The organism is Thermococcus kodakarensis KOD1, assembly GCF_000009965.1.
In the GTDB taxonomy this organism is placed as follows: domain Archaea; phylum Methanobacteriota_B; class Thermococci; order Thermococcales; family Thermococcaceae; genus Thermococcus; species Thermococcus kodakarensis.
Genome location: NC_006624.1, coordinates 1681206 through 1703554, shown reverse-complemented (window position 1 = coordinate 1703554; position 22349 = coordinate 1681206). Strand labels below are relative to the sequence as shown.

The window sequence follows — 22349 nt, the reverse complement described above, 5'->3', positions numbered from 1 at the left end:
TGGGGGCTTGTTCATTCTGATTTTGCATTATTTTTTGGCTAAGTTTAGCGTTACTTTTAGCGAGTCCCCTTCATGTTCAACTTTGATCCAAAACCTGTTGAATTTCTTCAAGTCGCTCTTGACGTTCTCATCGTTCGTAAGAGCCATAAGCATGTATTCCACGAATTGCTCATGAAAGACGGGGTTGTAGTAGTCCGCGTAGTGGGGGAAGTTTAATCTCCAAATCCTTCCGTCTGAGTATCCTGGGGGTAAATAACTTTTTTCTTCGAGGTTGGCAATGTTTTTGTCGGAAATTAAATGGGGATATCTGTCCTCAAGGATCTTCCTTAGATCTGTGGATATTCTGATCAAGTCTGTAGGGCTGAACACGTGATCCTTTTGCTTAAAGTCTTCAGCTGATAGGATTCCGATTTCTCTAACTATCGCGCCGTTTTTATCCCTGCTTATCTCATAGACAGTAGCGTTTGAAATGAATAGCCTCTCGCCAAGGGTTTCTTGCCTGTAGACTGCCAAGTCGGTGTAGTACGTCCCCAGATCCATAACGGGTGGATGCTGATCAAGAATAAAGTACTCCCCGTTGATCTTTATCGCCACGGCCGCGTGTCCTATCGGCGAGTTCTCGAACTCAATGCTGAATACGTAAACAGGAGAGTAGTTCATTTCGAGCAGGAGCGCAGCTGTTAAGATGGCATAATCCCTGCAGACGCCCGCTCCCCTCCGGATGGTCTCGTATGGGGTTTGGATTTCAACGCCCGGCGCTGCATCGACTCTGCTTATTCTTCCGTTGGAAGTCCAGATAACCGGCGCTGGGAGGGAGGCTTTGGAATAGTTGTACTCTATGTTCTCGTGGAGCCACTCCAGAGTATTCCAGGCGCTTTCCTGGAGACTCTCTCCTTTCAACTGGCTGGCGAGATTGGAAATTTTTGAGAGTTCTTCTTCAGTCAGAGCACATTTAAGGGCGTCTTGGAAAATATATCGCCAGTAGCTATTCGAACAAGGTGATTCAGGGGTTATTAGTGGTGCTTGTTCTGATGTATGCGTTGGAGTGCTCGTAGAGTAGATCGGTGCAGTATTGGTTTTGTCAATTGTTTGAGTACCTGAGTATTCTGGTGTGTGGGTGCTGGCTCCTTGGGAGGAACCGCTCGAATTCCCGAGGAAGGGTACCCCAAGGTTATCGAAACTTCCCCTGGAATACAGATAGCCGGCCAGGAGTAGTATCAGGAGAGCGATTCCGATGAGAGCGTATTTGCCGTGTTTTCTCCCCTCATGTTTCCTCTCCGGCGTGTATGCCATTGAGTAGACGCTCTCTGGGATGATGACCCACCTCTTTCCGTCCCTGATCTCAAATCTGATTGAAGGTGAACGAGGAAGTACTTTTTTGATTCTGGAAGTTTCTATGCGGATCTCTCGGGGAGTCACATAAATGCTGCCCCGATCTTTAAATCTGTTTTTGACGTTTATTATCACGTCCTCGTAGCGGGTGCGCTCTTTGGGTTTCCATGTTCCAGAACTCGATGGAACTCTAACAGGCTCCCTCTGGGGAATGAACCTCTTTTCGGTTCTAGTAGACGTTCTCCTGGCACCGTACAGGCTCTCCCTTTTGTTCTCGTACCCTTCCCAGAATTTCTTTGTGTATGGGTAGCACGGGTGGCCATCTTCACGGTGCCATTCCTCTTCTAGAAACGCTCTCAACTCAGGATGCTTTCTCCAGAGTTCTTGATATCTGTCGAACGTCAACACGAGGGCCGGTTTAACGTGCTTTTCACAGAACCACTCGCCACAGTGAGGGCACTGATAAAGCTTCTTTTCGCTCCTATCGCCGTCGTAAGCTGCACATCTTGGACAGACGCCGAAATCTTTGGCTTTTTTCCCAGAAGAGCGATTAATCTCCTTCTTCTCACGAACATCTGCTGTTTCCACCCTTCCTTGATGATTTCTATCGGCGGGTTCTCTCACGGCTTTTGTGGGCTGCCCTTTTCTGATTTTTTCGACCTCAAACACGAAATCTGAGAACACCTCAACTTTTCCGGTGAGGTACTCCTCGATCTTCTGTCCCAGGAGTATCAGATCCCTTCCGACTTGTTTAGCGGTTTTCTCGTCTACACTGTGGAGGCGGCGGTATACGTAGTTTATCGTCTCTATGTACTCGTGGAGGATGTCCTCTGAAACGTCGCCAAGATTTTTTCTAGAGTACCTGTACCACAGCTCATCTCTCCAGTCCGCCAAAAACTTGGCCATTAACTTGGGGATTGGGTACTCCGTGACGTCTAGTGTTCCATCCTTGTAGTGTACAATGGGGCCACTGTGCAATGTGGCGATTATTGAGTTTAGAATCGGATTTATGACCCTAGTTATAAGGTAGTGTAGATCTTTAGATGGCAGATCGTCCACCATAACTCTCACCGGGAGTTAATTGTGAATTTGGTTTGTTTCATATAAATCTTTTGGAGGTTCAAAGTATTGTACAACGAAGGTTGAATGACCTTTATGATGGATGCGGGAAATCATTGTTTTCGTTTTCCTGTTTCTTTGAATCCAACATCTTTTTAACTTCCATCAGAAACAGAACTTTTCAAAGGGTTAAAAGGTGGTCCCCATGAGCATTCTCATCAAGAACGGCCACGTCATATACGGCGAGAACCTCGACGTTGTGAGGGCGGACGTCCTCATCGAGAGCAACAGGATTGTAAGCGTCGAGAGAAACATAAACGAGGCCGCAGATACCGTCATAGATGCCACAGGGAGGGTAGTTTCTCCTGGCTTCATAAACCTGCACACCCACTCGCCGATGGGCCTCCTCAGGGGGCTCGCCGACGACCTACCGCTGATGGAGTGGCTCCAGAACCACATCTGGCCGAGAGAAGCTAAGCTCACTCCCGAATACGTCAAAGTCGGTGCCTATCTGGGCGCTCTGGAGATGATCCGGAGCGGAACTACGACCTTCCTGGACATGTACTTCCACATGGACAAGGTGGCAGAGGCCGTCCTCGATGCTGGCTTAAGGGGATACCTTTCCTACGGCATGATAGACCTCGGCGATCCAGACAGGACTGAGAAGGAGCTGAAGGAGGCCCTCCGCGAGATGGAGGCGATAGAGAAACTAAACTCCGAGAGAGTCCACTTCGTCTTCGGGCCTCACGCGCCTTACACCTGTTCGATAGCCCTCCTGAAGGAGGTCAGAAAACTCGCCAGCGAGCACAACAAGCTCATAACCATCCACGTGAGCGAGACGATGGCGGAAATAGGCCAGATAACCGAGCGCTACGGAAAAAGCCCCGTCGTCCTCCTCGACGACATCGGCTTCCTTGGAAACGACGTCATAATAGCCCACGGCGTCTGGCTGGACAGCAGGGACATTCAAATATTGGCGAGGCACGGCGTTACAGTTGCCCACAACCCCGGAAGCAACATGAAGCTCGCGAGCGGTGTCATGCCCCTCGAAAAGCTCCTAAACGCTGGCGTCAACATCGGCCTTGGCACAGATGGAAGTGCGAGCAACAACAACCTCGACATGCTTGAGGAGATGAAGCTCGCGGCCCTGCTCCACAAGGTTCACAACCTCGATCCCACCATAGCGGACGCCAGGACGGTCTTCAGGATGGCCACGCAAAACGGGGCAAAGGCACTGAGACTCAACGCTGGAATAATCAAAGAGGGCTATCTGGCTGATATCGCCATAATCAACTTCAACAGGCCGCACCTCAGGCCCATCAACGACGTGATAAGCCATCTCGTTTATTCGGCCAACGGAAACGACGTGGAGACAACGATAGTTGACGGAAAAATCCTGATGCTTGACGGGGAAGTTCTGACCCTCGACGAGGAGAAGGTTATCAGCGAGGCCGAGAAAGTCTCAGAAAAGCTCGCCTGAGTTAGCGTTAAATCCTCTTCTTTCCTATTTTCTCTGGTGGTGGTCGTGGTAGAGTTTGAGATCGTTAAAGGAGACATAACCCGCTTTCCGGCCGAGGCGATAGTCAACGCGGCCAATAGGTACCTCGAGCACGGCGGCGGTGTTGCCTACGCCATTGCGAAAGCAGCGGCTGGCGATCCGAGGGAATACATCAGGATAAGCAAGGAAGCCATGCGCGAGCAGCTTGGAAAGGACCACATCGAGCATGGGGAAGTTGTTGTAACGCCGGCGATGAGGCTGGAGAAACACGGCATCCGCTACGTCATCCACACAGTTGGCCCTTACTGCGGCGGAATCTGGGACGAGGACAAGAAGGAGAAGCTGAGGAAGGCCATCCTCGGGGCGCTGAGGAAGGCCGAGGAGCTTGGAGTCAAAACGATAGCCTTCCCGGCGGTAAGCGCTGGCATCTACGGCTGTCCGCTTGAGGAAGTCGTGAAGACATTCAAGGAGGTCATTGATGAGTTCGAGAGAGAAGCAGGGAGCGTTGAGAGAGTCTATCTTGTGCTGTACTCGGAAAAGGATTACGAGAGGGCTCTGAGAGCTGTTTGAGGGCGGGTCCGGAAACGTACGTGGGTGAAATGCCTCTGGTAGTCCTGTGGTGTTTGAGGTGAACGCTGTGAAAGAATACGTCAGGCTTCTCTTCCTTCTCAGGCTCTTCCTGAGGGTATTTGCCTTCGGCTATCCTCTTTTTCTCACGGTTATGTACAACTTCTGGATTTTCACGAGAATCCCTTCATGGGCGCTAGTGGTTTACATCGTCGTAATGGATATGGTTGAGCTTACTGTCCTTATTTTCTCGGAGAAGCCATGGATAGGGGCTCTAACAAAGGTTTATCTGGCACTTGCGATCGTCTTTGAGTTCCCATCTGCGGTGGTGGAGCTCCCGGTAAGTGGCCGGATTTATGGGTATGCACCATTTTTTGGATGGGCGCTCCTGTGGTATTTGCCGGTGTTCTTGATATGTGTCTTTTCGTCTGGTTTGGGTAACGATACTATGAAGGCAAAACCGAATGATTTTTAAGAGGTTTTGGTTGATTGTACGGGGGGAGAACTATGTGCAGGATTCTTAAGCAAATCATGTTTTTGATTTTGCCTCTGTTGCTGTTCTCCTCATTAGTCTCAGGCGGGAGATGCATCCCCTACGAGGCCTACTCAATAACATCCGTGCTGCCTGGAGGTGGCTATGCGTTTATCGTTATCCATCATTCCGAGTGGATATGCGGGGAAATCGCCGGGGAGAAATCCCTTCGCCGCAACATGCCCGATGGGGAGTACGACCTCTACTACCTCTTCAACGGAAGCGACCTGCTCTTTTTGGGGAAAAGCAACCCTTTACTCGGTGAGCCATCGATAGTGACGAAAATCAACGGGACTTTCTATATCCTGCAGCGAAGGGAGAAAACTGTTCCCCACGGGAACGTTACGCTGATCGTCAACGGTGAAGCCCGTAACTTCACGATTGCCGCCAGGAGGATTGAGACGAGGGTTTACCGATTTGATGGATGCGCCGAGATGGTCTGGAACTGCACGAGAGTGGAGCTTCAGAACGGCACGGTGGAGTCGGACTGTACGGAAAGTCCAGTACTGGACTACTTCTTCGCTGGGAATACTGGAAGTCTGGAGGGCATCAGGGGAAAAATTAATGACGGCTTCGTAACTTTTGAGAACTTGAACTGCAGAATCCCCGTTTCCGAGTTTGAAAGGTATTTCTCAGACTTTTTTGAAGACAAAGAGCTCTCCAGGGCTTTATCTGCTCTATATGCACTGCCCTTTGATAAAGGGATTCTAATTTATTATCCTGACGAGATTAGAGTTGAGAAAAGCGGTTTCCTTTCGGAGCTTCCGCTCGTGTTCTTTTACGATGGGAAGAATCTGAGGCGCCTCGATTTGAGTACGGGTATTCAAGAACTTCCGGAGTGTAGAGAAACCCTCGGCCAGCCGGATCAAGAAAAGGTATGTGGCATCGGCGCCCTGCTTCTCCTGGCGCTCGTGCCCTTAGCATCAGGGAAGAAAAGCGCGGCGATGCTAAAACAGCAACATCACGGCGATTAAAAGGCCCACAAGAATCACGGGGCCGACGAGGAGCATCGCCACCGCGCTCTCCTCTGTCATCTTGTCTGGCCCGTGTTTTTGAACGAGCCACAGGCCGACAAAGAAGCCCGAAGCGATGCCCATCAGCCACCCGAGTAGGCTGCCTCCGTGTTTGTAGCTCTCAAAGCGGAGCTTGGAGAAGAGCAACATCACCCCATAGAGCAGGGAAACTCCAAGGATGGCCCTGGGCGTGCTTTTGACCCTTGCAACGTAGGCATAGGAAAGCGCCCAGCCGAGCATGAACAGGAAGCCGAAGATGGCCTCAACGATCATGGGTGCTCCCGAGGTTATTACGCCTGTGAGTATAAAACTCTTGCGATGCCCTTTTATTATTTCCCTCCGAAATTGTACTGGTGGTGCGCATGAGAATCGAAGACGTTTATATCTGGGACATAAACGCTAAGTGGCTTGGGATTTCACCGGTTCAGCTCATGGAGAACGCCGGCGCTGGTGTCGCGAGAACAATTGAGGAGCGCTTCGGGAAGGGGCTTAAGGTAGCGGTCTTTTCTGGAACTGGAAACAACGGGGGCGACGGCTTCGTCGCGACGAGACACCTCAGCTTCGAGAACGATGTTACCCTCTTCCTCGTTGGCGACGAGGCGAAGATTAGAAGCGAGGAGGCAAAGCACAACTGGGAGATTCTCAAAAAGCTCGACTTCGTTAAGATTAGAATTCTAAAGGACTCGTCTTACATCAAGTCTCTCGATCTCTCTGAGTTCGATGTCATAGTGGATGCACTTTTGGGAGCAGGAACGAAAGGAGAACCAAGGGAGCCGATACGGAGCGCCATCGAGAAGATAAACGAGTACTCCGGAAAAGCCAAGATAGTGAGCGTTGACCTTCCGAGCGGTTATCCGAGCGATATCCGCGTTAAGTGTGATTTTGCCGTCACTTTCCAGTGGGACAAGGAAGAATACGGGGGTTTTGAGCGCGTTATAGTGAAAATAGGCTACCCGAAGGAGCTTTACCACCTAGTGGGCCCGGGCGATGCCAAGTTCGCGCTGAGGAAGAAGGGCGAGCACAAGGGGCAGAACGGGAAGCTACTTGTCATAGGAGGAAGCGAGGACTACTTCGGAGCGCCTTATCTCGCGGCGAAAGCGGCTTCATACCTCGTTGATCTGGTCTACCTTGCGATGCCCGAGTATTCGGCGAGGAGAATAAACGACCCCAACGTAATCCTGCGTCCCTTTGAGAGGAGAAACTTCAGGAAGGAAGACGTTGAGGACGTTCTGGCAATAGCTGATGGGGTTGATGCAGTCGTTATCGGGCCGGGAATTGGACAGAGGGCCGAGACAAAGGAGTTCGTCGTTGAGTTTCTCCGCTGGTGCGAGAAGCCTGTAGTTATAGACGCCGACGCCCTGAAGGCCGTCGCCGAGGATTTGGACGTTCTCAAGGGCAAGAACTTCGTTCTGACACCCCACGCCGGTGAGTTCAGGATACTGTTTGGTGAGAAGCCTGAAGGAAGCCTTGAAGAGAAGGCGAAGCTCGTGGTGGAGAAAGCAAAGGGCGTTGGGGGAACGGTCCTGCTCAAGGGAGCCTATGACATCATAAGCGACGGAAAAGGCTGGAAGTACAACAAGACCGGCAACAGGGGCATGACGACCGGCGGGACTGGAGACGTTTTGGCTGGTCTAGTAGGAGCACTCCTTGCGCTTGGAAACTCTCCGCTGAGAGCCGCCTCTGCTGGGGCCTTCCTAAACGGCCTCGCTGGCGATATGGTGAAGGAAGAGATGGGAGAGAACTTCACGGCTTTGGACGTTGCCGAAAAGGTGCCGCAGGCAGTAAAGTGGGTGCTGGAGTTTTGAGGTGGTCTCATGAAGCGAGTCGTTGGCCTCTTTCTCTTTTTAGTTCTCACCTCGGTTGTGGTTTTTACATTTCTCCTGGACTCATCCGAGAAGTATCCAGCCAGGTTCCACGCGGAGTTTCAAAGACCGGTAGAGTTTAACGGAGCCGGGTTGCTCAAGGGCTATCCAAACGCCGTCACCCACGTTGCCGTTTTTCGCTTTAAAGAGTCACCAGCGGGAAAGAACGTTTGGGAACTTGAGGAAGTCTTTGACGTTGCCCCCGACTACGTCATCGCCGAGATACAGGACGGCTCAACGCTCTTCTGCAGGGCGGAGAGCCAGAATGACACTTTTGTTTTCAGGAGAGAGAACTGCTACAAAACTCTTGATGATGCCTTAACGAGACGCATAACCTTGACCGGCTGTCTCAATGCCATTTACATAGGTTACAGCCTAGAGAGGAATGCAATACTAATCTTCAAGTTCAGGACAGCGAATGAGACCACCTGCGTGAACGAGACCGTCGAAGTGAGGGGGAGGCTCTACGATGTGCTGGTAAGAATTGAAACAGGAAATGGGACGGTTGAGATTCCGGTCGAGAGAGTTACAGGAAATTATCTAACGGATGAGGTCTATGAAATCCAAAAGGAATGAAAAGGGGGGCTATCATCCAACCCCGCAGTAGCTCCAGACGGTGTAGCCGTACTGCCCGCTGGCGGGGTCGTAAGCTGGAGCTTCGAGATAGACCCAGCCGCTCGACTCGACGTACTTGTCTACCCAGCCTCCGAGGTTGCCGGTGTACTCGTGGATGCACGCGCCCGCGAACTTCGGCACGTACACCCACCTTCCGACCTTGCTAGAGCCGAGGTTGATGTACGTTATCAGTCCCGGCCTCTTGGAGTCGCCGTTCCTCACGAAGATCAGCTCGTCGCTGTCGTAGTAGACTATGCTCGTGCTTCCACCCGCGAGGTGGTCGTGTATCCAGATTAGGTTGTTAAGCTTGTCCTTGTTGAGCCACTCCTCGTAGTCGCGGTAGAATATGACGGGCTGGCCCTCGTAGGTGAGGATGAAAGCATAAGCAGGGTACTTGTTCCAGATTATATCGGTGTCGTGGTTTGCTACAAAGGTTACGGCCTTGAACGGGTCGCGAGAGACGACGGTTCCCCCGTTCTGGAGGGCATCAACCAAGGCCGGGATGTTGGTGTTGTCAAAGGCCTCGTCCATTTTGTAGTAGAGCGGGAAGTCGAAGACCTTGGCGCCGCTCGAGTATGCCCAATTGAGGAGTGCATCAACGTTCGTGTCCCAGTACTCACCGACGGCCCAGCCGCCCCACCAGTTGAGCCAGTCCTTGACGACCCACGCTCCGTAGCCCTTTACGTAGTCGAAACGCCAGGCATCAACGCCGATGCTCCTGAGGTAGGCGGCGTAGCTCTCGTCGCTCGCCCAGAGCCAGTGCTGGTCCCACTCCTTCTCGTGGGCTATGTCTGGGAAACCTCCAAATGTGCCCTCGTCACAGCACTTGACCTCGTTGGGGTGGAAGTCGAGGTAGTTGGCGGTATATTTGCCCGAGGCCACCTTCGAGAAGTCCGTCCAGGTGTAGTCCCCAACGAACGGGTTCCACTCGAGGTCTCCGCCCGCGCGGTGGTTTATGACGATATCAGCTATGACCTTTATGCCGTAGGCATGGGCGGTGTTTATCATGTTGATAAGCTCCTGCTTTGAGCCAAAGCGAGTTTCAACTGTTCCCTTCTGGTTGTACTCGCCGAGGTCGAAGAAGTCGTATGGGTCGTAGCCCATTGAATAAGCTCCTCCCATGCCCTTGCTGGCTGGCGGAATCCAGATGGCGGAGATTCCAGCCTCGTACCACTCCGGTATCTTGCTTCTGATTGTATCCCACCAGATTCCTCCCGCTGGAACGTCCCAGTAGAAGGCCTGCATTATAACGCCGCCTTCTTCGAGTTCGGAATACTTTGCGGCGCTAGCTGGCTGTGCAACGGCAGCCATGCTCACTACGAAAAACATGGTTATGAGCAGGGCGACAAACTTCTTCATGGAACCACCTCTGTGTTCAGCGGTGTCTCTATGTATCACTGCTGGTGAAATATTTAAGTTTTGCCATTTAAGAACATTGGAGAACATTACTATGCACAATGCTCAATATTGGTTTTGTGTCTTTATGTTACGTTGGAGTTGCCAACAACTTGAAAGTCCAAAATAGAAATTAACAAGAATGGATGCATCAGAACGAGATGAGGTCTTTAACTCTTTTCGCGTGATCGCAGAGCTCGCAGCTCTGGAAGAAGACGAGCATGTTGAGGAGGTGGAACAGCTCTATCTCCGTCAGTTCAATGTTGGCATCTGAAATTCTCTTTATGACTGGCTGAGAGCGGAGTTCGATTGTATTGAGGACTTCCTTTATAAGGGCCTTGAGGGCTTCCCTGTCCTTTATCTGGAAGCCACTCTTTTCGAGTATCATAACTATTCTTTCAGCCTCGACCTGCAGGTAGGACTGTCTGAACTCCTCGATGCTCTCATCGGGTTCTGCCTTTATCAGGAACATCCTAGCCGTTCTTGCGTATATTCTCTCGTTTCCCTCCGTGTCTATCTCCTCCACGAGACCTTCAGCTTCTAGCGCCTTTATGTGTCTGTAAACAGTTGTTCTGTCCTTTCCCAGGAGGTCGCTCAGCTCATTGACGCTCATTGGCCTCTCTCTGAGCAGTTTGAGTATCTGGAATCTAGTTGGGTCGGAGAGCACCTTTACGGTTTTGGGGTTTGTGATTATCAAAACTTCCCTCATAGCAGGCCCTCAGTACTCCTCCAGTTTGTCCTGCGGAGTTTCCTCTTCTTCGATTATCCTCTTTCCGGCCGCCACCATATCTATGCTGTGGACGACGCCGCCGAACTCCTCGATTGTTCTGACGATCTCCTCGTAGTCAAGGTTGTCGCCCATTATGGTTATCTTTACGTTCTCAGTCTCCTTGTCTATCTCGACAAGGGTTATGTTGACGCCGTCAACCCCCTCAAGCTCGCTCAGACCAAGCGCGAGGTCAGTGACCATCGGCTGGTGCGGCTTGAGCACGTCCAGTACGAGAAGCCTTATCCCCCTCGCCATCCATTATTCCTCCTTTTTGAGTATCTCGCCCAGCTTTCTGAGGAGGTTCAAAACCTCTTCGTCTCTACCCATCTTGGCCATGGCAAGCCACTCTATTGCGTGGATTATGTCCTCGTTTGAGAAGTCCTTTAGTTTTTCCTCGTTTACTTCAATCTCCTTTGAAATCTCCGTCTTGTAGTCATGCTCCTTCTTGAGGAGTTCGTCCATGACGTTGAGAAGCTCCTCATCGTTGAACTCGTAGCCAAGGGCTTTGAATATCTCGAGCTTCGTCTTGAGCCTTGAGCGGGCAAAATAGCGGAGCTCCTCGTCGCCGAGGTAGAGGTTTATATAGAATGCGTCAGCTGTTCTTCCGTAGTACTTCTCCACGAGGTTTCCCTTCATCTCCGTCCGCTTGACCTCTACCAGTCCAGCCTCCTTGAGCTTCTCAATGTGGTGATAGATTGTCTGAGGCGTCTTTCCGAGGATTTCGCTCAGCTGAGAGATCGTCATCTCCCTGTTTCTCAAGAGTTGGAGTATCTTCCTCCTTGTGTCTTCGAGCATCAGCTTTATGACCTCTGGGTCAGTGATCACCTTTACCTTTGCCATTTCGACCACCCAATTTAAACGTTCTAACGTCTCTTTTAACGTTCGGGCATTTAACTCTTTTGTTCTCTTCCGAAACTTCATCACCGTCAGGTTTATATATGTAAAGCCTGACCACCAATGGATATAAAATCCATATCCAGGAACCCTTAAAAACTCATGCCCGAAAAAGCTTCGGAGGTGATTTCAGTGGAGACCCCGAACCTGGACTTCCTGTTTTATCCCAAGAGCGTCGCAGTCATAGGTGCCTCAAACGTGCCCGGAAAGGTTGGAAACGCCATAATGCGCTCGATAACCCTCCGCTTCGATGGAAAGGTTTACCCCGTCAACGTTAAGGGCGGGGAGATTGAAGTAAACGGCAAGAAGTTTAAGGTCTACAGGAGCGTTAAGGAGATTCCCGATGAGGTTGATGTCGCCGTCATAGCAGTCCCCGCAAAGTTCGTGCCCGATGTCATTGACGAGTGCGGAGAGAAGGGCGTTAAGGCAGCAGTTGTCATCTCAGCTGGCTTCAAAGAGGCTGGAAGGGCCGATCTTGAGGAGGAGCTCGTTAGAAGGGCCAGGAAGTGGGGTATAAGGGTAGTCGGCCCGAACTGTCTGGGAGTTACCAACCTTGAGAACGGCTTCGACTGCAACTTCAACCCGCCCGAAAGGCAGGCCAGGCCGCCCTTCGGAAAGGTCGCCTTCATGAGCCAGAGCGGTGCCTTCGGCGCGGCGATCCTCGACTGGGCCGCGAGCCACAAGATTGGTATGAGCAAGTTCATCAGCCTCGGCAACATGGCAGATCTGGACGAGAGCGACTTCATGGCCTACCTCGGCGACGATCCAAAGACCGGCGTCATAACCGGCTACATCGAGGGCGTCAAGGACGGCAGGAAGTTCTTCAACACCGCCAAAGAGGTCACCCTCAAGAAGCCCGTCGTTGTCCTCAAGAGCGGAAGAACTGAAGCTGGAGCAAAGGCTGCCGCTTCCCATACTGGCTCTCTGGCAGGCTCTTACAAGATATACCAGGCGGCTTTCGAGCAGACTGGAGTTTTAGAGGCCAAGAGCATGAGACAGCTCTTCAACTACGCCAAGGCCTTGGCAATGCAGAGCCCGGCAAAGGGCGACCGCGTGGCCATCGTCACCAACGGCGGCGGCGCTGGAGTCATGATGAGCGACGGCCTGCTTGAGAGGGGCATGAAGCTCGCCGAGCTTAGCGAAGAAACCAACGAGCGCTTTAAGAAGGACATCGAGGAAGGAAAGCTTCCGGCGCATATGAGCTACAAGAACCCGATAGACGTCATAGGAGATGCTCCATCGAGCCGCTATGAGATCGCCATGCGCTACGCCCTCGAAGATCCGAACGTTGACGTCCTCGTCGTCATAGCCCTCTTCCAGAGCCCGGCACTCGATGAAGGAATCGTTGATGCCATGGAGAGGATGAAGGTCTATGGCAAGCCGATAGTCTTCGTTGCTCCGGGTGGAGACTACCCGCACAAGATGGCAAGGAACATCGAGCTGAAGGGCATTCCAGTCTACGAGACGGTTGAGGACGGCGTTGACGCCGTCTATGCTCTCGTAAAATACGGAGAGTGGCTGAGGGAGAACGGGAGGCTTTGAGCTTTTAGCCCAAGCGCTCTAAAATCTTTTTGACTCTTTTAATCCTTGTGGCTATTTCTATTGCTTGTTTTCTGAGTTCTCCTGGTACAGATTCCTCAACTTCATTTCTTGCTATGCGTTCATGTCGGAATATTGCTATATCAAGTAGCCTGAGTGCGTTTTCTAGAGGGATCCTGTACGTGAACTTCCACTGTTTAACCTCTTCAACTCCTATATCGGTTTTGTCTATTTCAACATATCCATTGTATCTTGGGATGAACGCGGTGGAGTACTTCTTGCTGGCAACAAGCCTAGCCGTGTATTCCTCACCGTCCAATAGCCTTTCAAGGTATTCCAAGTGGCGGTCTGGGTCTTTTCCCTTCCACGATCTCATTTGGACAAGATTTTCGATGTGTTCAACCGCATAGTCGGGCAGAAGATCAACGATCCTCGTACCGGTTTTGAAGCCATTGGGTTCGTATATTGCGTTTCCATACAATCCAACTAAGTACAATGAACTCCCCCTGGGCCTTGGGTCCCGAGGATCAATGAATTTTGAGACAAAAAGCACAATACCCGAAGTAAAGTTGGCTGGATTACCCTCAATGTGGCCAAAGTAGTTGTTTTTGCTGAATCCCTCGTAGAAGTTCCACAGCTCATGTCCGAACCCTGTATTCCTAATGTACTCAAAGTCGTAAAGAAGCCTGTTCTTGAACATCTCCTGGTCAAATCCTCTCCAGTTGTTGAATGACCACCCAATTTTTGCAACCATTATGTCAGTATCCAACATCTATACCACCAAAAATAGTATAAAGCATGGAATATATAAAAGTTTTTGTAATTCTTGTTTATAGTTCAATCCATGTGAAGTCCCTCGCGACCTCTCCTTTTATTCCGCTCTCCCTCACTCTCTTCTCAAGAACCTCGTGTGTATAGTTGCTGTGGCTTATGTGGGCGAAGACGGCGTAGGAAGCGCCCGTTATCTCTGCCAGCTTTATGGCATCTTCCACCCCGAGGTGAGTTCCGGGGATTGACTCCCTGTGGGTCATCTCTGCTATAAGAAGGTCAGCGCCTTCTAGGAGCTTAAGCGTTTTCTTATCCTTTAGTATCTCCGGCCCTGTGTCCCCGGTTACGGCTATTCTTTTTCCTTTGATTTCAAAGAGGAAGCCGCCGGCGTTCTCAATCGAGCGGTGGGTCGTTCTGAAGTGATGGACTTTCATCCCGTCAATCTCATACCATTTCCCGAATTCGAGCTCGTGATAGCCCCAGTCCCTGTTTTCTGGAGCGGCTCCCCCGAGGAAGATGGCCGATAGGTGCTTGGCCATATCAATCGCCTGCCTGTGGGAGTAGACGTCTATCCTCTTGAAGACCTGAAGCTCCGGAAAGCCCGCTATGTGGTCGAAGTGGGCGTGGGTTATGAATACCTTCTCAACTTTCCTGTTCAGCCGCTCAAGGTGGTAGTGCAGATCCGGGCTGGGGTCAACTAGGATTCCACCCTCAATATAGAGTGAAAAGCGCGTTCTCCTCAACGCTGGGTTTATCCTCGCCCTTGAACAGTTCTCGCAGGTGCAGAGGGGCTTGGGAGTTCCACTGTATGAGCCGGAGCCGAGGATGATGACCTTCATGGCATCACCTCTCCCCAATTCTAACGGGGAAATTTAAGCTTGAGCATTTAGCTTGTCTTTTTCGAATCATGTAAAGGCTTAAATAGTTCACACTAAATTATGATAATCATGAGTGAACAATTTGTTAATAGGGCTGAAGAGCTGAAAGCCCTCAGGGGAGCCTATGAGAGTAACCGGAAAGAGCTGATAATCGTTTACGGTAGGAGAAGGGTTGGAAAGACTGCACTCGTTAAGAAGTCGGTGGAAGATATTCCCCACATCTACTTCTTCGCGGAGGAGACCCTCGAGAGCGAAAACCTCAGGACGTTCAAGAGCTTAGTCGCAAAGGCCCTTGGGAACCCTCTGGTTGAGAAGGCCGAGCTCTCGTGGGAGGAGCTTTTCGAACTCCTCGACGGTTCTGGAGTTGTCGTGATAATAGATGAGTTCCCGAACCTTTTGAAGGCCAACAGGGGGCTGGTTTCAAAGTTCCAGAAGATATGGGACTCGGCCAAGGGGCTCAAGCTCGTCCTGACGGGCTCTGCCATCAGCGTGATGGAGAGCCACGTCCTCGGCTACAAAAGCCCCCTCTACGGGAGGAGGACGCTGTCCATAATGCTTAAGCCCCTGAGCTTTCTCCACCTGAGGGATTTCTTCCCAGAGAAAAGCTGGGAGGAGCTCGTGAGGATATACGGGATAACCGACGGGATTCCGGCCTACCTCAGGGAAGTCCAGTTCCGGCTGAATGCTGGGGAAAGCCTTGAGGAAGTCTTCCAGCCCAACAAGCCGCTCTTCGACGAGGCGGAGTTCCTCCTCAGGAGCGAGCTGAGAGAACCCGCCAGGTACTTCGCGATACTCAAGGCCATAGCCTTCGGAAAGACGAAGTTCGGGGAGATAGTGAGCTTCACCGGGCTTCCAGGCTCAACCGTCTCAAAGTACCTCAGCAACCTGCAGACTCTCCACATAGTAGAGGAGAGGCATCCTGTAGGCGAGCCAGAGCGGAAGAGGAACGCGCGCTACTACCTGAGCGACCTCTACTTCAACTTCTGGTTCCGCTTCATCTACCCCAACCGCTCACAGCTCCTCGACTTTGGCTACATCGAGAACTTTGAAGAGGAATACAACCGCTATCTCGGCTTCGTCTTTGAAAAGGTCAGCGCGGACTTCCTCAGGGAGATGAACAAAGCGGGGAGGCTTCCATTTAGGTTCACCAAGATTGGAAAGTGGTGGCGTAAGGGTGAGGAAATTGACCTAGTGGCCTTGAACGAGCGTGAGAAGAAGGCTCTGTTCGTTGAGGTCAAGTGGAAGGATTTGAGCGAGAGGGAAGTGAGGGGGATTTTGAAGGACTTGGAGAGGAAGGTGGAACTTGTAAGTCTCGAGGGTTGGGAAAAGCACTATGGACTGATTGCTAAAAGCGTCGAGGGAAAAGAGGGGCTTAGAGAAGATTGTTGGCTGGTCTGGGACCTGGGGGACTTCGAAACATCAACCTGACTACCTCGTCCCGCTTTCTTCAAAGGCTATCAGGAGCGTTCCGATTGTCACAAGAAGGAAGCCGAGCAGATGGTAAACCCCCACCTTCTCCCCAAGGAAGGCTATGGCCACGGCTATCGTGACTGCCGGGGCCGGAGTGAGTATTGCGGTAGCCTTCGAGAGGTTTATCCTCGAGATTGAAGCGTACCAGAGGGCCTGGGTTGCGGCTATTATGACTCCTTCGGCAACGGCAAGGCCCGTGAGCTGGATTCCGCTCATGAGGGCGAACGGAAGCAGGAGGAGAAAGCCGAAGGTGTTCCTGAGTGTCGCTATTGTCAGCGGTGAGTAGTCTGTGAACTTGGCAACGGCATGCCCCAGCTGCCAGAAGAGCGGCGTTATGAGGAGCAGGAGGTCACCTTTCCTCGGTGTTATCCCCTTTCCCTGCGTGAGGACGAGGAAGACCCCGCCAAAGAGAAGGAGGGAAGCGGCTAATGCTCTCCCGCTCACTCTCTCCCTGAGGAGGAGCCAGCCGATCGCGAGGGAATAGAACACCTCAAGTCGTGTGATTATGGCGGAGTTCACGGCGGTGCTCATGCTGGTTCCGAGGGAGTAGAGGGAGTAAGCTATGGCGGTGGCGAAGAGGCCAGTCAGGAACGTCCTCTTAAGCTCGGCGGGTTTTTCCAGGATTTCCTTGAACCTGCCAGTTGTCAAAAGAACCGTCCACAGGATAAGGGCCGCGAAGAAGACGGACAGGGCTATGAAGCTGATTGGATTGGAGGGATTGGCCTTTATGACGGCCGGCTCAAGGCCCAGAGCCAGGAGGACGAGGAAAGCGAGGAGAGTGCCTTCGGTTTCGGTTTTCATGATGACGGATAGAAGCAACAGGTAAAAAAGCTTTTTCAGTAAGTCATAAGTCCTGGATCAGCTTGTCAGCTTCCTCTTTCTCAAGCTTCACGATTCCAAAGGTCTTCTCGGATATTTTCTTGGGAATGAGCTTAACGCTGACCTCGGTACCGTCGGGTAAGTTGAGCTTTTTCTTGAGCTTGAGGACGCCGTTTTCATAAATAGCCTCAACTACCTCCATACTCCCACCAATTGGATGTGTTCCCTTTTCCTAAAAACACTTTCGCACCCAAAAACTTTAAAATCTCTCCGCCATTTCTTCTTCCATGCTCGGTGGTCGTTTTTGGCTTTGGTGAGGAATCCCTCTTCTGCACCGCCTTAGTCTGGAGTTTGGTTTCCACTGGAAGCGGAGGTGTTTGAATGGACGACTTTAAGGTTACCCCATGGGACGTTGAGGGTGTCGTGGACTACAACAAGCTGATAGAGCAGTTCGGAACCAGCCCGCTGACGGACGAGCTGATAGAGAAGACCGCAGAGCTCACGAAGAGCGAGCTGCCTCTGTTCTTCAGGAGGAGGTTCTTCTTCTCCCACAGGGACTACGACAAGGTTTTAGCGGATTATGAGAGTGGAAGGGGCTTCTTCCTCTACACTGGGAGGGGTCCGAGCGGCCCGATGCACATCGGCCACATAATCCCGTTCTTCGCTACCAAGTGGCTCCAGGAGAACTTCGACGTCAACCTCTACATCCAGATAACCGACGACGAGAAGTTCCTCTTCAAGGAGAAGCTGAGCTTTGAGGACACCAAGAGGTGGGCTTACGAGAACATTCTGGATATCATAGCGGTAGGCTTTGACCCGGACAAGACATTCATCTTCCAGAACAGTGAGTTTACCAAGATTTACGAGATGGCCCTCCCGATAGCGAAGAAGATAAACTTCTCGATGGCGAGGGCTGTTTTTGGCTTCAACGAGCAGAGCAAGATTGGAATGATATTCTATCCAGCAATACAGGCCGCTCCAACCTTCTTCGAGAAGAAGCGCTGTCTCATTCCGGCGGCAATAGATCAAGATCCTTATTGGAGGCTCCAGAGGGACTTCGCCGAAAGCCTTGGCTACTACAAGACTGCTGCAATACACTCAAAGTTCGTGCCAGGTTTGACCAGCTTGGAGGGCAAGATGAGCGCGAGCAAGCCCGAAACTGCCGTTTACCTCACGGACGACCCCGAGGAGGCCGGAAAGAAGATATGGAAGTTCGCCCTCACCGGCGGCCAACCAACGCTCAAGGAGCAGCGCGAGAAGGGCGGGAACCCGGAGAAGTGCGTCGTCTTCAAGTGGTTTGAGATCTTCTTTGAACCCGACGACGAGAAGCTCATGGAGCGCTACCGCGCCTGTAAAGCTGGCGAGCTGACCTGCGGCCAGTGCAAGCGCGAGCTGATCGAGCGCGTCCAGAAGTTCCTCAAGGAGCACCAGAAGAAGAGGAAGGAGGCAGAAAAGAAGGTCGAGAAGTTCAAGTACACCGGCGAGCTTGCTCAGGAGCAGTGGGACAAGGCGATTCCTGAACCGCTGAGAACTTAAAAATTGAAGTTACCCAAATTATTCCTCTTCGGTGTTTTTCATATTCCCAAAACATTTTTATTTTCTGACTTGTAAAAGTTAGAACAAGGATTCCTTCGGAGGGATCTGAGTTGTGGAAGAAGCCAGTCGTCGTTCTCTTAGTTGCGGTTTTAGTTGTCGTCAGTGGGTGTTTGAATAGGAGCGATCAAACAGCTAGTTCAGTACAACCATCAGCGTCTTCCCCAGAATCAGTTACGAGTAATACGGAAGCGAGTTTAACTTCAACCTCGAATGAGGATCATAAATCGGCCCCTCTTGAGTTTGAGTACCCAGAAACACCTCAAATCAGGGAGATGAATCGTACTGTAGCATACGATTTCTGGGAGAACCATTTCTTAAAGGTCCCTTACTATGTTCATGGAAACATAAGCGTTGAGTATCGGGATGGAACTTTCAGGGGCAGGTACGAGTTCACGATATTCAATTTCACGTCTAAGACTCTCTACATTGCCAGGTACTTTGCTCCAGATGGGTTCGTTGACATCAATAACATAACAATTGAAGGGGTACCACTGAACCTCTCTAAGCTCGACAGGTACAGGTATGAGATTAACAATGGCTCAGGCATTGAGTTCTACGCGGTAAACGTTTCAACGAACCTTACAAAACTGCAAGGCGTTGCAACATACGAGGTTAGGTACAAGAAGAACTGGAAGCTGTTCTACTCTCTTAAGGAGAACATAACGATTGGTACTGACTTCTCGTTCTGGGACTTGGCGTCGAATCCCGATAGTTACCGTATCGTTGTGACTCCAAAGCTTCCCGAGGAGACTCTGTACGTCATAGCTTGCTATGGAACTGTCGAAAATGGTAGCACTGTTGTCTACTCCCCTGATTCCCGGATACAGCATCGTAGCATCTCCACCGTCATAGTCCAAGTACCCGACCTTGACAGGGTTGATTTCACACTCAGGGGCATGAACTTCACTGTTTATCTGCCCTCGTGGGCGATATCAAGTGAAGGCATTGAGGCTCTTAAGTCGAACTTGAGCCTGGCTCTCTCCGTGTACGGCAACCTGACGGGCATAGAGAGACCGACTGACAGATTCTTTATCATTTTCCACCCGTTATTCTGGAGGTTTTCCCAGGAAACCTATGGCTACACCGCTAGGGGCATTAACTACTTTGGCACGCTCGTTCTCCCATACGACAATGACCTCCTCACAACATTGAATAACTATCAGCTTAACCTCTTCCACGAATTAGGCCATGAGTGGTTTGGACATTATGCTGGCTTTGGCCTCTTTGTGGAAACCCCGACCCAGTTTCTCATGCTTGAAGCTTATTCCCGCTCAGTGCCTCAGGATTATTTCTACGACTACTATATGGATGAAGTTGAGAAGCAAGTTGTGTCAATTAAGAATTTCACTTACATCGAAACCATAACCGGAAAATACGACAATTTCAGCGACCCACGTCTTTACTCACGAGAGGCATGGTACATCCGCTACTTCAAAGGCCCCTACATACTGCGCTCCCTGCGCTTCTTGGTGGGTGATCAAAAGTTTAGGCAAATCTTCCACACAGTTCTTGAAGAATGTCACGGTTCCTACTGTGACTACAGAGACTTTATTAGAATCTCTGAGAAAGTCTATGGAGACGACCTAAGCTGGTTCTTCAACGAGTGGTTCAACACAACAGAGGTGCCGGACTACAACGTCACCGTTCTCAAAATTACGCAAGCAGGGGATACTTACAACCTCACATTCACGATAAACGATGCCAACGACTTCAAAATGCCGGTTCCGGTCAGGATCTACATGGAAAACGGCGAGTACGTTGACGAAAGAGTCTGGGTGAATGGCACCGCCACAGTAAGCCTTGAACTACCGGACAAACCAGTTAAGATCGTCATTGACCCCGAAGAAGTCATTGTGAACGTGAACAGAGAATTCCGTCTTAGTGACATCTGGATTAAAGTGGATTAACCTTCTCCTTCTTTTTCATTTCTGGCGTGCTATTTTTATTAGCTTGTTGGGAATTGTCACTGGTGTTGCAAAATGATCCGCCTCCCCTTTCGAGATACCTACTACGAACTCAGGCCGAGCAAGATAGTGGCCTTGGCCAAAAACTACGCGGAGCACGCAAAGGAAATGGAGAGCGACGTCCCGGAGAAGCCGATATTCTTCCTCAAGCCACCGAGCGCCCTTATTGGCCCAGGAGACCCGATAATCCTTCCCAGAATGAGCAAGAGGGTTGACCACGAGGTCGAGCTGGCGGTGATAATCGGGAAGCGCGCAAAGCGCGTTCCGGCTGAAAAAGCAATAGACTACGTCATGGGCTACACTATAATGCTCGACATAACCGCCCGCGACCTCCAGGCAGAGGCGAGGAAGAAGGGTCTTCCGTGGACGATAGCGAAGGGCTTCGACACCTTCGCCCCCGTTGGGCCGAGGGTCGTTGACAGGCGCGAGTTAAAGGTTGAAGACCTCGAAATCGGCCTCAAGGTGAACGGCGAGCTTAGGCAGCTCGGAAGGACGAGCCAGATGGTCTTTAAAGTTCCGGAGCTGATAGAGTACATAAGCTCGGTGATGACGCTCGAGCCCGGCGATATAATAGCGACAGGAACGCCTGCCGGTGTCGGCCCGCTCAGGCACGGCGATCACATCGAGGCGTGGATAGAAGGGATAGGGAAGGTAGAGTTCGACGTTTTAGCTGAGGACTCGATTCTGTGCTGACTATTCCTTTTTGTTTACGATCTTCGCTGAAATCCACCTCATTCCTTCCCCTTCGTTCTTGACGACGAGGATGTAGTCTCCATCGGGTATCTTAATGCCATCGAACTCGACGCTCCGAACGTGCTCCCAGGCCTTGTAGTAGCTGAAGGGCTCGCCGTTCTTCATCTTTTTGAAGTTCTCCTTGGTGAGGATGTAAACGCTGACATCTCCGTCTGCCTTGATGTAGCCGTTGAGAACCGAGTTCCCGGCAAGGTTGTAGGTGTTGTAGTTCGTGAAGCCCCTCTTCCACTCGTAGTTGAAGCTCCCATAGTGGTTGACCGCGTAGTTAATGCCGAGGCCTACTGCAAGGATGAGGATCAGGGTTAAAATCACAGTGCTGGCCTTCCCCATAAGCCACCCCCCAGAAAATATGTGAAATACAACTTAAAAAAGTTTACGGAAAATTACCAAATTGCGTGGAAGATCTTCCCTTTGCAAACTGGCTTTACACCCTCTTCCCTTCCTTCACGTAAACGACCCGCGCCCCGATTTCCTTCGCGTGGTCGCTTATCCTCTCCAGGTGGCGCATTATGAGGGCCTCAACCGGAGAAGAGGCCGAGCTTTTCAGGTTCTCCAGCGACTGGATGTAGAGGTCGTCTATTCTGTTATCTATCTCAAGGAGCTTTCCTGCCGAGACTTCATCGAGGTTCTCAAAGGCTTCTATTGCAGTTTTAACGGCCTCAACAGTTAGCTCAAAGCCCTCCCTGATGAGTTCGCTCTCCTCTGCCCCTACTATCTTCGCAGTTCTCTCTATCTCCATGGCGTAGCGCGAAATCCTGTAGAGGTCGTAGGAGACATCTATCGAGCTCTGGATGAAGCGCAGGTCGCTGGCAACCGGCGAGTACCTCACGAGGAGCTCGGTCGCTATATCGAGAACCTCGTTCCTGAGAAGGTGGAGCTTGCTCGATATCTCCTCTGTTGAGTTGAACTCTCCTTTGAGGCTTTTCCTGGCGTTCTCCAGGGAGTTGAGGGCATCGTTTCCCATCTCGTTTATCAGCTTTTTGAGCTGTTCCTCACCAATATCAAGGAGCTTTCTCATGGTATCAC

Annotated in this window: 23 protein-coding genes; 11 read left to right on the top strand and 12 right to left on the bottom strand. The window is 51.2% G+C overall.

Features of this window, described 5'->3' with window-relative positions:
- Window positions 1–27 precede the first annotated feature (27 nt).
- Complete coding sequence (locus tag TK_RS11685; protein ID WP_011250843.1) at window positions 28–2394, bottom strand: transglutaminase-like domain-containing protein; 2367 nt, start codon at window positions 2392–2394, stop codon at window positions 28–30.
- Window positions 2395–2596: 202 nt separating this feature from the next.
- Here TK_RS11685 and TK_RS09465 point away from each other — a divergent pair, with 202 nt between their 5' ends.
- The 4 genes from TK_RS09465 to TK_RS09450 all read left to right on the top strand — a co-directional run bounded on the left by TK_RS09465 (window position 2597) and on the right by TK_RS09450 (window position 5962).
- Entirely contained in the window at window positions 2597–3871 is a 1275-nt protein-coding gene (locus TK_RS09465; protein ID WP_011250842.1) for an amidohydrolase family protein, read from the top strand.
- Window positions 3872–3916: 45 nt separating this feature from the next.
- Window positions 3917–4459 (top strand): [protein ADP-ribosylglutamate] hydrolase, encoded by a 543-nt coding sequence (locus TK_RS09460; protein ID WP_011250841.1) that lies wholly within the window; start codon window positions 3917–3919, stop codon window positions 4457–4459.
- 67 nt (window positions 4460–4526) lie between these two features.
- Window positions 4527–4931, top strand: a complete 405-nt coding sequence (locus tag TK_RS09455) for a hypothetical protein (RefSeq protein ID WP_143598717.1) — start codon at window positions 4527–4529, stop codon at window positions 4929–4931.
- 32 nt (window positions 4932–4963) lie between these two features.
- Window positions 4964–5962: a hypothetical protein gene (locus tag TK_RS09450; RefSeq protein ID WP_011250839.1), complete on the top strand. Its 999-nt coding sequence runs from the start codon at window positions 4964–4966 to the stop codon at window positions 5960–5962.
- Here the strand turns inward: TK_RS09450 and TK_RS09445 are convergent.
- The gene (locus TK_RS09445; protein WP_011250838.1) at window positions 5936–6274 is read right to left on the bottom strand and encodes a hypothetical protein; all 339 of its coding nucleotides are present in this window, start codon (window positions 6272–6274) and stop codon (window positions 5936–5938) included. The two genes, TK_RS09450 and TK_RS09445, sit on opposite strands and share 27 nt — an antisense overlap.
- 89 nt (window positions 6275–6363) lie before the next feature.
- Between TK_RS09445 and TK_RS09440 the strand changes: the two genes are divergently transcribed.
- Both TK_RS09440 and TK_RS09435 read left to right on the top strand, forming a co-directional pair.
- Window positions 6364–7806, top strand: coding sequence for a bifunctional ADP-dependent NAD(P)H-hydrate dehydratase/NAD(P)H-hydrate epimerase (locus TK_RS09440; RefSeq protein WP_011250837.1), 1443 nt, complete (start codon window positions 6364–6366; stop codon window positions 7804–7806).
- Window positions 7807–7815: 9 nt separating this feature from the next.
- Window positions 7816–8439, top strand: coding sequence for a hypothetical protein (locus tag TK_RS09435; protein ID WP_011250836.1), 624 nt, complete (start codon window positions 7816–7818; stop codon window positions 8437–8439).
- A gap of 12 nt (window positions 8440–8451) precedes the next feature.
- On the opposite strand, the gene TK_RS09430 is transcribed toward TK_RS09435, so the two are convergent.
- The 4 genes from TK_RS09430 to TK_RS09415 form a co-directional block, all read right to left on the bottom strand.
- The gene (locus tag TK_RS09430; protein WP_011250835.1) at window positions 8452–9837 is read right to left on the bottom strand and encodes an alpha-amylase; all 1386 of its coding nucleotides are present in this window, start codon (window positions 9835–9837) and stop codon (window positions 8452–8454) included.
- Between the two features lie 187 nt (window positions 9838–10024).
- Complete coding sequence (locus tag TK_RS09425; RefSeq protein ID WP_011250834.1) at window positions 10025–10582, bottom strand: ArsR/SmtB family transcription factor; 558 nt, start codon at window positions 10580–10582, stop codon at window positions 10025–10027.
- Between the two features lie 9 nt (window positions 10583–10591).
- On the bottom strand, window positions 10592–10897 hold the full coding sequence (locus TK_RS09420; RefSeq protein WP_011250833.1) for a DUF211 domain-containing protein: 306 nt from the start codon (window positions 10895–10897) through the stop codon (window positions 10592–10594).
- Between the two features lie 3 nt (window positions 10898–10900).
- Window positions 10901–11482, bottom strand: coding sequence for a winged helix-turn-helix domain-containing protein (locus TK_RS09415; RefSeq protein ID WP_011250832.1), 582 nt, complete (start codon window positions 11480–11482; stop codon window positions 10901–10903).
- Window positions 11483–11668: 186 nt separating this feature from the next.
- Here TK_RS09415 and TK_RS09410 point away from each other — a divergent pair, with 186 nt between their 5' ends.
- Window positions 11669–13078: an acetate--CoA ligase family protein gene (locus TK_RS09410; RefSeq protein ID WP_011250831.1), complete on the top strand. Its 1410-nt coding sequence runs from the start codon at window positions 11669–11671 to the stop codon at window positions 13076–13078.
- A gap of 4 nt (window positions 13079–13082) precedes the next feature.
- Here the strand turns inward: TK_RS09410 and TK_RS09405 are convergent, their stop codons facing one another.
- Together TK_RS09405 and TK_RS09400 are read right to left on the bottom strand one after the other, a co-directional pair.
- On the bottom strand, window positions 13083–13847 hold the full coding sequence (locus TK_RS09405) for a hypothetical protein (protein ID WP_011250830.1): 765 nt from the start codon (window positions 13845–13847) through the stop codon (window positions 13083–13085).
- 58 nt (window positions 13848–13905) lie between these two features.
- The gene (locus TK_RS09400; protein WP_011250829.1) at window positions 13906–14682 is read right to left on the bottom strand and encodes an MBL fold metallo-hydrolase; all 777 of its coding nucleotides are present in this window, start codon (window positions 14680–14682) and stop codon (window positions 13906–13908) included.
- 99 nt (window positions 14683–14781) lie between these two features.
- Between TK_RS09400 and TK_RS09395 the strand changes: the two genes are divergently transcribed.
- On the top strand, window positions 14782–16149 hold the full coding sequence (locus TK_RS09395; RefSeq protein ID WP_011250828.1) for an ATP-binding protein: 1368 nt from the start codon (window positions 14782–14784) through the stop codon (window positions 16147–16149).
- On the opposite strand, the gene TK_RS09390 is transcribed toward TK_RS09395, so the two are convergent.
- Both TK_RS09390 and TK_RS09385 read right to left on the bottom strand, forming a co-directional pair.
- Window positions 16150–16992 (bottom strand): DMT family transporter, encoded by an 843-nt coding sequence (locus TK_RS09390; RefSeq protein WP_011250827.1) that lies wholly within the window; start codon window positions 16990–16992, stop codon window positions 16150–16152.
- A 43-nt stretch (window positions 16993–17035) separates the two neighbouring features.
- Window positions 17036–17212, bottom strand: a complete 177-nt coding sequence (locus tag TK_RS09385; RefSeq protein WP_011250826.1) for an antitoxin family protein — start codon at window positions 17210–17212, stop codon at window positions 17036–17038.
- A 179-nt stretch (window positions 17213–17391) separates the two neighbouring features.
- Here TK_RS09385 and TK_RS09380 point away from each other — a divergent pair, with 179 nt between their 5' ends.
- The 3 genes from TK_RS09380 to TK_RS09370 all read left to right on the top strand — a co-directional run bounded on the left by TK_RS09380 (window position 17392) and on the right by TK_RS09370 (window position 21263).
- Window positions 17392–18546 (top strand): tryptophan--tRNA ligase, encoded by a 1155-nt coding sequence (locus TK_RS09380; protein WP_011250825.1) that lies wholly within the window; start codon window positions 17392–17394, stop codon window positions 18544–18546.
- 110 nt (window positions 18547–18656) lie between these two features.
- Complete coding sequence (locus tag TK_RS09375) at window positions 18657–20513, top strand: M1 family aminopeptidase (protein ID WP_011250824.1); 1857 nt, start codon at window positions 18657–18659, stop codon at window positions 20511–20513.
- Between the two features lie 72 nt (window positions 20514–20585).
- Entirely contained in the window at window positions 20586–21263 is a 678-nt protein-coding gene (locus TK_RS09370; protein WP_011250823.1) for a fumarylacetoacetate hydrolase family protein, read from the top strand.
- Here the strand turns inward: TK_RS09370 and TK_RS09365 are convergent, their stop codons facing one another.
- Together TK_RS09365 and TK_RS09360 are read right to left on the bottom strand one after the other, a co-directional pair.
- Entirely contained in the window at window positions 21264–21653 is a 390-nt protein-coding gene (locus tag TK_RS09365) for a hypothetical protein (RefSeq protein WP_011250822.1), read from the bottom strand.
- A gap of 94 nt (window positions 21654–21747) precedes the next feature.
- Window positions 21748–22341, bottom strand: a complete 594-nt coding sequence (locus TK_RS09360; RefSeq protein WP_011250821.1) for a phosphate signaling complex PhoU family protein — start codon at window positions 22339–22341, stop codon at window positions 21748–21750.
- Window positions 22342–22349 lie beyond the last annotated feature (8 nt).